Annotated in this window: 9 protein-coding genes, 1 pseudogene and 2 riboswitches; of the genes and pseudogenes, 6 read left to right on the forward strand and 4 right to left on the reverse strand. The window is 27.8% G+C overall.

The window, feature by feature from the left end; genetic code table 11:
* A partial coding sequence (locus J7G74_RS00155; RefSeq protein WP_297130162.1) for a hypothetical protein occupies nt 1–327 on the reverse strand: 327 nt, incomplete at its 3' end.
* A 225-nt stretch (nt 328–552) separates the two neighbouring features.
* Nucleotides 553–1,140: a cupin domain-containing protein gene (locus J7G74_RS00160; protein ID WP_297130165.1), complete on the reverse strand. Its 588-nt coding sequence runs from the start codon at nt 1,138–1,140 to the stop codon at nt 553–555.
* A gap of 132 nt (nt 1,141–1,272) precedes the next feature.
* Nucleotides 1,273–1,451: riboswitch (Lysine riboswitch) on the forward strand.
* Between the two features lie 137 nt (nt 1,452–1,588).
* Between J7G74_RS00160 and J7G74_RS00165 the strand changes: the two genes are divergently transcribed.
* Nucleotides 1,589–3,019 (forward strand): YfcC family protein, encoded by a 1,431-nt coding sequence (locus J7G74_RS00165; RefSeq protein ID WP_297130168.1) that lies wholly within the window; start codon nt 1,589–1,591, stop codon nt 3,017–3,019.
* A 158-nt stretch (nt 3,020–3,177) separates the two neighbouring features.
* Here J7G74_RS00165 and J7G74_RS00170 read toward each other — a convergent pair whose 3' ends face one another.
* On the reverse strand, nt 3,178–3,861 hold the full coding sequence (locus J7G74_RS00170) for an MBL fold metallo-hydrolase (RefSeq protein WP_297130171.1): 684 nt from the start codon (nt 3,859–3,861) through the stop codon (nt 3,178–3,180).
* 220 nt (nt 3,862–4,081) lie between these two features.
* Here J7G74_RS00170 and ftsZ point away from each other — a divergent pair.
* The 4 genes and pseudogenes from ftsZ to J7G74_RS00190 all read left to right on the forward strand — a co-directional run.
* Nucleotides 4,082–5,035: pseudogene (ftsZ, locus tag J7G74_RS00175) on the forward strand (cell division protein FtsZ); the annotation flags it as partial.
* Nucleotides 5,036–5,335: 300 nt separating this feature from the next.
* Nucleotides 5,336–6,568: a PDDEXK-like family protein gene (locus tag J7G74_RS00180; protein WP_297130174.1), complete on the forward strand. Its 1,233-nt coding sequence runs from the start codon at nt 5,336–5,338 to the stop codon at nt 6,566–6,568.
* A gap of 259 nt (nt 6,569–6,827) precedes the next feature.
* Entirely contained in the window at nt 6,828–7,613 is a 786-nt protein-coding gene (locus J7G74_RS00185; protein WP_297130177.1) for a DUF2812 domain-containing protein, read from the forward strand.
* A 36-nt stretch (nt 7,614–7,649) separates the two neighbouring features.
* A complete protein-coding gene (locus J7G74_RS00190) occupies nt 7,650–7,958 on the forward strand; it encodes a PadR family transcriptional regulator (protein ID WP_297130180.1) in 309 nt (102 codons plus the stop codon).
* Nucleotides 7,959–8,014: 56 nt separating this feature from the next.
* Here J7G74_RS00190 and gltS read toward each other — a convergent pair whose 3' ends face one another.
* Nucleotides 8,015–9,259: a sodium/glutamate symporter gene (gene gltS / locus J7G74_RS00195; RefSeq protein ID WP_330616318.1), complete on the reverse strand. Its 1,245-nt coding sequence runs from the start codon at nt 9,257–9,259 to the stop codon at nt 8,015–8,017.
* 680 nt (nt 9,260–9,939) lie between these two features.
* Here gltS and J7G74_RS00200 point away from each other — a divergent pair.
* Nucleotides 9,940–10,521 carry a DUF2284 domain-containing protein gene (locus tag J7G74_RS00200; RefSeq protein WP_297130182.1) on the forward strand — a complete coding sequence of 194 codons (582 nt, stop codon included), beginning with the start codon at nt 9,940–9,942 and terminating at the stop codon, nt 10,519–10,521.
* A gap of 202 nt (nt 10,522–10,723) precedes the next feature.
* A riboswitch (cyclic di-GMP riboswitch) is annotated at nt 10,724–10,810 on the forward strand.
* The last annotated feature ends 6 nt before the right edge of the window (nt 10,811–10,816 follow it).

The following is a 10,816-nucleotide window of genomic DNA, read 5'->3' on the forward strand; positions in this document are numbered from 1 at the left end:
CAATAAATCTGATTGAGAATCACTATATTTTTTATCGAAATTTTTTAATGAATTTTGGATTGCTGATAATTCAGATAAATACAAGTTTATTTGTTTTTTTATTTCATCAGGTTTTTCCTTTGCTGTAGCTGGACTTATATCGATAGTACTTATATTTGCTCTTATTGATTCTATTTTATTAATATATCCTGTTAGCTCATCTTTTCCTTTTATATCTTGGAGCATTTTAGGTACTGAAGAATTTGCTTGCTCAGCAAAACATGCATAATTATTTGTGGTAATAAATGAAATTAATAATAAGATTATTACTATAAATTTTTTTTTCATTTCTTTTTTCCTTCCTACTTTGTAAATTTAAACTTAGTTTACTCTTATATAGTGAAGCTTATTCAATTACAATGTTAGATTTTATAATTGATACTGACATAAGTCATGGATATAAGTAATTATTTGTATAAAGTAACGAAATTTAAATACTAGTAGTCATAAAGAAATAGAAATATAAGCGATATAATAGCAGGATATATTTATATATAATTTAAAATTTAGGCATTAATACTTGTAACGATTTTCAGCAGCTTCTGCATCTGACTTAGTTTTATGAACTGTACCGTATGGATGTTCAGGTGGAGCATAGATAGCATACAATTTAAGAGGTCTATTTCCTGTATTAATCACATTGTGCCATGTACCAGAGGATATCATAATAGCAGAGTCTTCATAGACTTCTCTTTGAAAATTTAGATTATCACTACTATCACCCATTCTAACTAGTCCTTGGCCTTCCTCAATACGTATAAATTGGTCTCCTGTTGGATGAACTTCCAAGCCTATGTCATCTCCAACATCTATACTCATTAATGTAACTTGCAAATCATCTCCTGTACATAAAACAGTACGAAAAGTATTGTTTTCTTTAGCAGCATCTTCAATATTAATTACAAATGGATCAGGTCCATAATCTTTCAACGTAATAAAAGGTCTGTCGAAGTAGGATTTATATATTGGTCTGTTATTCCAGAATGTTTGTGGATACATATTATACATTTGTGAATTAAGCCAGTAAAAGTATGAGTACATATTAGGCATTTGTGTGTTAATAAACAAAGGGTATGAATATGGTTTAGGAATATTATACATATTTATCACTCCTTTTATAGACTTTATAGCATTATATGATATATGCTTGTATGAAATTCTAAATTTATTGATTAAAAAAATATTTACAAATGTCGAATTTTGATGTATAGTAGTTTTTAACAAAACAAAATAAAAAAAGATAGAGGTCGCGGGATTTAAAAGTAAGTTTGTAGAGTTTGAGCAAACAGTGAAGCAAACTGAAAGGAAATACCGCCGAAACATATAGCTAAAGCTTTAAGGCTATATAGTTGGGGTTATGTAGAATATACATAACACTGTCATAGATTAATTTATGATGAGCTATCACGACAGATATATTTTATTACTTTAAAATTGAGTTACTAATACACTTCAATTTAAAAATATCTTAGCAAATAATATAGTCTTGAGTGATTTGCTTCACTCGAGACTTTTTTTATAGGAAATTACAGCATAGGGAGTGATAGTAATGAATTTAACGCAATCAAAAAGAGTAACAACTAAGAAAAAAAACGGTGAAGGATTTAAAGTACCACATACGTTGGTAATTATAAGTGCAATAATACTACTTGTTGCAGTAGCCACATATTTAGTACCAGGTGGTGCTTATGAAAAAATAGTAAATGAAGCTGGTAAAACAGTAGTACTAGATGGTTCATTTAAATATGTAGATAGCAAGCCACAAGGTGTATTTGATGTTTTACAAGCGCCTATCCAAGGTATTATAGAAGGTGCTGAAATAATAGCATTTTTATTTATAGTAGGTGGTGCATTTAATATAATTACAAAAACAAAGGCAATAGACTTTGGAATAATTCGTATAGTTAATGCATTTAAAGGAAAAGAAATTTTAATAATACCAATAATATTCTTTATGTTTTCTATAGGTGGAGGAGTATTTGGTATGACAGAAGAAGCAATACCATTTATTGCAATGATGGTACCACTAACATTAGTATTAGGGTACGATAGTATAGTAGCAGTAGCTATTACATACTTAGCATGTAATACTGGATTTGCGTCAGCTATGCTTAATCCATTTAATGTAGGAATAGCCCAATCAATAGCAGAAATACCAATGTACTCAGGGATAGAGTATAGAACTATAATATGGTTAATATCAACAATAGTAGTTATAGCATTTGTTATGGTATATGCTAGTAAAATAAAGAAAAATCCTAAGTTAAGCCCTGTTTATGAAAGTGATCAGATAAAACGTCAAAACTTAGCTGATTTTGATAGTAAAGATGATAACTTCTTATTATCTCATAAAATAATATTATTACTACTAGCAGCTTGTATGGGAATAATTATTTGGGGTGTATTGGCTAAAGGATTCTGGATTCCACAAATAGCAGCAGTATTTTTAGCAACAGGATTTTTAGCAGGAATAATAGGAAAGTTAAGCACAGATGAAATGGCAGATGCTTTTATACTAGGTGCAAAAGATATGATAGGCGCTGCAATTATGTTAGGATTTGCAAGAGGTATAGTAATATTAGCTGAAAATGCTAGTATAATAGATACTATTCTATTCAGTTTATCGCAAATTTTAGGAAGTATTTCAGGAATGCTTGCATCGTATTTAATGTTACCAATACAAATGTTTATAAACTTTTTCATAAGTTCAGGTTCAGGACAAGCTGCATTAACAATGCCAATACTTGCACCACTTGGAGATTTAATAGGAATATCTCGTCAATTAACAGTTTTAATATTCCAATTGGGAGATGGATTCTCAAATGCAATGTTCCCAACATCAGGAATACTAATAGCTTGTTTAGGACTTGCAGGAATTCCTTATGGTAAGTGGTTAAAATGGATATTACCATTACAAGGTATACTATTTGTACTTGGAATTGCATTTATAACAATAGCTCAAGTAATTGGATGGAGTTAATCAGATGATTTAAATCTAAAAATAGCATTTAGAGCAACTTATGGTAGTAAAGAGGAAAACTAACAATAGGATATTTATGTGAATATGGTGCTTTGCCAGAGATATGTCATCAAAAGGAGGGGAATATGAAGTCCCCTCCTTTTTTAAATTATAATATTTTAAATATTAAAAACTTTATTTTTGTAATTTATTTCAAAAACTTTATCTTTATAATCTGAAGCATACTTAGAACTTATAAAAGTTTTTGGGAAAGAATAATCATTCCATAGATGCATAGGAAATGCAGCCTTAGTATTGGTGTTTCTCATAAAATAATCAAAACCTAGATAATACTGCTCGCCTTGTCTAGGATCTAGAGGAAGAAAGGCAATATCAAAACTTTTTCCTTTTATTTTATTTATAGCATCTTTGAATTTATTTTCTGCATATTTATTTTCCTCTGGAGAATTTTCTCCTTCCCAGTGCCACCAATTCAAATCACCAGCATGGTATATAGTTTTATTCTCCATTGTAACTATAAATGCCACACCTAAATCACTTGACTCAAGAGTTTTTATCTCTATATCATCTAATAAAAGTTCTTCATTTGGACTTATGAATTTTCTATTTTTAGATTTTGTAGCTTTAATATCATCTGATAATATATAAGTTACATCTGGATATATTTTCTCTAATTTAAAAATAGATTCATTAAAATGGTCATGATGAGAATGACTTGAAAATATATATAATTTTTTATTTTTATCAAAGTTAGGAAGTTCTCCTTTAAAATAGTCAAAAATCAATATGGATTTATCAAGTTCTACACTAAAGCAACTATGATGGATATATGTTATTTTCATATTTTAATCCTTTCTATATGTAATTATAATAGTTTTTATTAGTATTATTATATATTATACCCAGTGATTATATATGAAAAATAATATTATTACAAAATCTAATGTAAAAATAATGAATTATTTAGTATAATTATATGGTAATAAAAAATCATTATATTAAGTAGAGTGTGATGAATATAAAATTAGCAAAAATAATTAAAAAGATAGAAAGGTTAGGATAATGAGCGAAAATAGAATTGACATAGAACTTGATAACGATGATGTTGTAATAAAAGTTGCTGGTATTGGTGGCGGAGGAAACAACGCTGTCAATAGAATGATTAGTGAAGGAGTAAAAGGAATTGAATTTATTTCTGTAAATACAGATAAGCAAGCATTACTTTCTTCAATGGCAGGAAGACAAATTCAAATAGGAGAAAAATTAACTAGAGGTTTAGGTGCTGGAGCTAAACCAGAAGTGGGTAAAGATGCTGCTAAGGAAAGTAGAGAACAAATAATAAGTGAACTTGAAGGTACAGATATATTATTTGTAACTGCAGGTATGGGTGGTGGTACTGGAACAGGTGCTGCTCCAATAATTGCTAAATTAGCAAAAGAAATGGGAATACTTACAATAGGTGTTGTTACTAAGCCATTTGCTTTTGAAGGAAGAGTAAGAATGAAAAATGCTGAAGATGGAATTAAAAACCTTCAGGAAAGTGTTGATACATTAATTACTGTACCAAATGATAGATTGTTACAAATAGTACACCAAAATACATCTATGATGGATGCTTTCTCTATGGCGGATAATGTATTAAAACAAGGTATACAATCAATATCTGATTTAATAAAAATGCCAGGGCTTATAAACTTAGACTTTGCCGATGTTAGCTCTATCATGAAAAATAAAGGACTAGCTTACATTGGAATAGGTACAGCTAGTGGAGATAATAGAGCAGTTGAAGCTGCTAAAGAAGCTATACAGTCACCTCTTCTTGAAACTTCTATAGGAGGAGCTAAAGGAATACTACTTAATATAGCTAGTGGATGAGATTTAACATTATTTGAAGTTAATGATGCATCAAACTTAGTAACAGAATTATGTGATCCAGAGGCTAATATTATATTCGGTACTTCTGTAAGAGAAGACTTAGGTGATGATATCATGTTAACTGTAATAGCTACAGATTTTTAAATTAATACATATTATTAGAATGAAAAGGTCATTGAGTGAAATCAATGGCCTTTTTAAATTGTAAGTGAATTTTGAGCAACTGGTAAAGCTGTTGGTGATATAAGCCAAAGGAATTTTTTATAAAATATTGAAATTAGTTATATCACGATGATAGAGTAAGACTTAAAGTGCAATTATTTACAAAAAAATATAACAATGCTAAAATGACAATGAAAGAAGTAGTTATAACTAAGGATAAATTAGAAATTGATAGTTATATACCTTAAAATAAAAGTAATCAAGTAATGGAGATGTTCAATGAGTATAGAATTATTATTATCAGAGGTATCACATATTTCAAAGAAATATGAGTTAATAAACAAAAATACAGGAGGATATTTTAATATATTTGATATAGCAAATATAGCTAAAGATGAAGTTTGTGTATGTAGATTTATATATGAGCTTATAAATCCTAAAGGTAGCCATTATCAAGGATATACATATTTGAAACTATTTGCAGAACATGTACTTAATATGAACTTTAGTGATTATGATTACAAGAAAGCTATAGTGCATAGGGAGTATGTTATTAGTAATGGTAGAAGAATTGATTTAGTTATTGAGATTGGAGATAAACTTATACCTATAGAGGTTAAAATTTATGCAAAAGATCAATACAGGCAATGTTTTGATTATTATAGTTTTTATGCTAAAAATTCAAATGTATTTTATTTGACTTTAGATGGGAGATGCCCAAGTAAGGAAAGTGCTGAGGGGCTAACGAAGACTAAAGATGGCGGATATAAGGAAGTAACTCAAATATCTTTTGAAAATGAGATACTTACTTGGTTAAATAAATGTATTTCACATTATGAAACTATTAGAATAGCTCCAATTAGAGAAGTTATATTACAATTTATGGGGGTAATAAGAAGTATGACAAACCTATTAGTTGAAGAAAAAGAAGTTGAAATAGTAAGTAAAATATCATCTTCAAAAGAAAATATGAAGAGTGCAATTGACATAGAAAAAAGCTTAAAAACTTGCAAGATAAATATGATAAAGAGAGTTTTAGAATCTATAGAAAAACGTTTAAATAATAGATTCAAAGAAGAAGATAAGCTGGATGCTTATTCCTATAAAAGTACTAATTACAAGCTTGTAAATACATATTATGATAATAAGGGATCTACATATCCAGGTCTTAGTTATTTTGTTAAAAGTTTACATAAGGAAGATGTTGATTTATTATTAAGATTTGAGATAGACACTCATTTATTTATAGGGTTTTGCACACCGAAAAAAGGTGAACCTGCTGGAAAACAATTAGACAAAGATGAAATAAAAAATTTATTGTTTGACTGTAATGAAAGTGATGTTGGATGGTGGATTTATAGAGAGTATTTACCTTATGGTAATAAATATTCAGGTCCTAATTTTAAAGATTTTAATGAATCATATTTTGATTTATTTGATGAAAACAAATTTAATCACTTTATAGACTCATGTGAAGCATGTATTTTAAAGACTTTAGAAAAATTAAAGTAAATTAATATAAATAAGAAGCCTATAGAAAGAAATACAATAAGTATTTATCTATAGGTATTTTATGTGAAAATATTGATCTAATAAATAATAGATTGATTTAAAGTGTTTCTAGATTGAATAAGATTTATTGACAATATCGATACTCGATGTTAAAATTCAAATATAAATATCGTGTATCGATATTTAAACCTATTAATATTCATATACGATATTTTATCAAAACAATTAATAATGTAAATTGAAAATGTGGGGGAAAATTATGAGGATAGGTAAAAATACACTTATTAAATCAATTTCGTTCAGAGAGAATGAATGTCAAGCTTTGGGAGAGTATTTAGAAGAAAAAGCTTTACAGGGATGGCTACTAGATGAGATAATTTTCGGTTTCTTTATATTTAAGAAAGCAGAGCCTAGGAAGTACAAGTTTGCAGTAGATATATTTACAGATGTAAAAGTAGATAGATTTACAGATTCAAGAACAATAGAATATAGAGAATTTTGTGAGGCAAGTGGATGGAATTATGTATGTGAGACAAATAAATATCTTATATTTGCTACGGAAGATGAAAATATTGTACCTATACAAACTGATGAAGAAATAATATTAAAAAAAGTAAGTAAATCCATGATATTAAATATATTTAGCTACATGATTTTGGCTTCAAGTGTAATATACAATATTTATAATGGTTTTTTTAATAGAGATTTAGTGAATATTGAAGAAGTGTATGGTAATTATTATATATTTCTTCTTACGTCTTTTTGTATAACTTTAATTGGTCCAATTATTGATATAGTGAGAAGTAGCTTATGGTATTTTAAATATAAAAAAGCATTAAAGTTAGGAGAAGACATAAAGTATCCTACACTTAAAGAATTTAAAATAAGGATGGCATATTATGATATTATTATGTATATGCTAGTAATATTAATTATATCTTTAATATTAGATTTAAGTGATTCACAGGCTATTATATATATAGGATTAATTACTTTTGCAATAATTATACCGATATGTAAGATTATAAAAATAATTAGAAATTAGAGTATAATTTGAATTAATAGTGATGAGGAGGGTGAAATGGCTAGAAAGCAATTTCAGACATTATCAGAACCGATGTATTATATATTACTAGCCTTAACAAATGAATGTTGTGGCGTAGATATTATGAAGAAAGTGGAATCAATATCTAGAGGAAGGGTATTGGTAGGTCCAGGAACGTTATATACATTGCTTGGAAAGTTTGAAAGTTCAGGTTTGATAAGAGAAACGGCAGTAGATGGAAGAAAAAGAAGTTATATAATAACAGAGGAAGGTTATGAAGCTTTAAGGCAAGAATATACTCGACTTAAATCCATGGTTGATGAGGGTATGGAATATATGAGATAAAATTAAGCTCACGATAGTTATTATCGTGAGCTTATATATTTGAAATATAAATATGTTTATAATAGATTCATGAAAGTTGTTATAACTGCAGAGTTGAAAAACTCTATAAATAATGCTCCAACTAGTGGTAATATGAAAAATGCACTAGGAGATGGACCATATTTAGAAGTTACAGATTCCATGTTTGCTATTCCATTTGGAGTAGCACCTAGACCAAAACCACAGTGACCTGCAGCAAGTACCGCTGCTGTGTAATCTTTTCCCATAACTCTAAATGTAACAAAATAAGCAAATATTATCATTAATAATGTTTGTAAAGCTAGTAGTATTAATATAGGTATAGCTAGGTCTACAAGTTCCCATAATTTTAAGCTACACATAGCCATTGATAAAAATAATGATAAACATATTGAACCTATACTTTCTAATTCATTGCTTGCTATTTGCCATACTCCTTTTGCATCTGAAATATTTCTCATAATAGCAGCTACTATCATGGCACCTATATAAGATGGTATTGTTATGCCTATATTTGAAAATAAGTTTGATACTATAGTTCCAAGTCCCATAGCTATTATTATTTGCATAGCCGAATTTGTTAATTTACTTTCTGAAAGTTCTCCTATAGATATCTCACTACATGATACTTCTTCGTGTATATTTGTTAATGTAATTTCTTCTTTTACTTCTATTTCCTCTGGATGAAGCTTATATTTTTGAACTAATTTATTTGCAAGGGGACCACCGATAATACTTCCAGATACTAACCCAAATGTAGCACAAGCCATAGCTATACTAAGAGCACCTTTAAGTCCGTTTGCTTCCATAAGAGGTCCAAATGCACCAGAAGCCCCATGCCCACCTGTCATAGAAACAGATCCTGCAATTAGTCCTAATAATGGGTTTACACCGATTGCTTTAGCAGATATAACTCCTAATATATCTTGAGCTAACACCAACATTATTGCTACAATTAAAAATTTAATTACTTGTGTGCCACCTTTCTTTAAAACTTGCAGGCTGGCAGTAAATCCAACTGTTGTAAAGAAGGCCGTCATTAATATATCTTGTAAAGTTGTATCGAATACTATAGTAATTATTCCCATTTGCCTTAATATAAACGATATTATTGCAAAAGAAAATCCTCCTACAACTGGTGCTGGTATGCAGTATTTATTTAATAAATGAATTTTATTTTTTATAAAAGATCCTATTAATAGAACAACAGTGGTAAATGCAATACTTTGAACTATATCTAAATTTAGTGTCATCATTTGTAATTCATTTGAAAATTCAAACATAAATTTTTCCTCCTTAGTATGAGTTTAGATTTTAGATATTATAATGAAAAAATTTTATATTTCAATTCTTTTGAATTTATTTTCTGAAAATTAATAATAAAAAAGTTTTATATGCATTTCAAACTTATGGACTAATATGATGTACGACTGTTTACCTTTACAAATAAAGTCGTTGTTATTTTTTCTCCTTCTGTTAATTATACATTATTGACCTTAAATATTTAATAATAATTGAAATATAGTTAATTTAATGTAACATATTCCATATACTACAATAAAATTCTTATGAAGTCAAAGTTATAAATTTATTTTTATGTTTAAAAAATTGCAGATAGATGATGAAAAATTCAAAAAATATGAACCTGATGATTTTAGTGAATATAAAATAATTATATGTTAAATTTGCAACTCAAACCTTAATTAGTGCCAAAATGCAGAACTGCATCATAAATAAATGATATGATTACTACAACGAGGGGATGATAATAGACAGTTAAATTTATAAATTGTTGAAATAGGAGGAGTTTGTTGACAGTGTTAAAAATGGCTATATATAATGATAGTAATGATTATGGAAGGTAGAATATATATAAGATACGTAAATTAAAATGAGGTATATGGAAGATATATCAGATATATAGAAAGATTTCATGATAAATAATAAAATTGAGGTGTAGATTATGATTGAATTAAATTTTATTAAAGACAATAATAAAATAAATTTAAAAGCAAATGTATGCAAAAATGATATTTTAAAAAATTATATGAAATTTGAATATTTTACAGCTCTTTGCAAAGAAGGATGTCCAAATTATAATTCAAACTATACATGCCCACCAAATAGCCCTACTTTTACAGAATACGTAAAAGATTATAAATACTCCTTAGTTATAGCTATGTATATGAATATACCTAAAAATAAAAACATGTCAGAAGTTCATGAATATCTAAGGATAGTTTTATCAGATTTACTAATACCTTTAGAAAGAAAGATAAATGGTTTGCTTACAGATGGTGGTAGATGTATATATTGTAAAGAATGTGCATATATAGATAATTTACCTTGTAGATTTCCTGAAAAAATGCGTTTTAGTATGGAATCTATGGGAATTGATTTAGATAGTGCTTGTAAAGATATTTTAAATTATTCTATGTCATGGAATTCAGATAATGAAAATTCTTATTGTACAGTTATAGGTTCTGTTAATTTTAATAATATAGATAAGTATGATTTGAAAGAAATAATATTAGATATAATATAATGAAAAAAGTGTTAGGTGGATAAAATAGTGAGCAAATTAAAAGATTACCTAAGCAATACATATATAAATTTAGTTGCATCTGTGTTATGAGATATAGTAAAAGAACTATTGATAATAAAATTTTGATATAAAAATATTTTTTTAGAAAAAGACTATTTAAAAGTTTTAGAAAATATGTATAATTTAGTATAGAAAATAAAAATTTAAAAACCGGCAAATCTAGAGAAATCTAGAGACGCAAAGCTAAAGGGGCTAAGGTTTAATCAAACTATGCCAGCCAGTTGCCAAAGATTAA

Origin of the sequence: Terrisporobacter sp. (assembly GCF_017888745.1) — a bacterium.
Classification (GTDB): Bacteria; Bacillota; Clostridia; order Peptostreptococcales; family Peptostreptococcaceae; genus Terrisporobacter.

Bases quoted from the DNA above. Each gene is read 5' to 3' on its own strand.
- J7G74_RS00160 (WP_297130165.1), bottom strand. From the start codon at position 1,140: ATGTATAATATTCCTAAACCATATTCATACCCTTTGTTTATTAACACA.
- J7G74_RS00165 (WP_297130168.1), top strand. From the start codon at position 1,589: ATGAATTTAACGCAATCAAAAAGAGTAACAACTAAGAAAAAAAACGGT.
- J7G74_RS00170 (WP_297130171.1), bottom strand. From the start codon at position 3,861: ATGAAAATAACATATATCCATCATAGTTGCTTTAGTGTAGAACTTGAT.
- J7G74_RS00180 (WP_297130174.1), top strand. From the start codon at position 5,336: ATGAGTATAGAATTATTATTATCAGAGGTATCACATATTTCAAAGAAA.
- J7G74_RS00185 (WP_297130177.1), top strand. From the start codon at position 6,828: ATGAGGATAGGTAAAAATACACTTATTAAATCAATTTCGTTCAGAGAG.
- J7G74_RS00190 (WP_297130180.1), top strand. From the start codon at position 7,650: ATGGCTAGAAAGCAATTTCAGACATTATCAGAACCGATGTATTATATA.
- gltS (WP_330616318.1), bottom strand. From the start codon at position 9,259: ATGTTTGAATTTTCAAATGAATTACAAATGATGACACTAAATTTAGAT.
- J7G74_RS00200 (WP_297130182.1), top strand. From the start codon at position 9,940: ATGATTGAATTAAATTTTATTAAAGACAATAATAAAATAAATTTAAAA.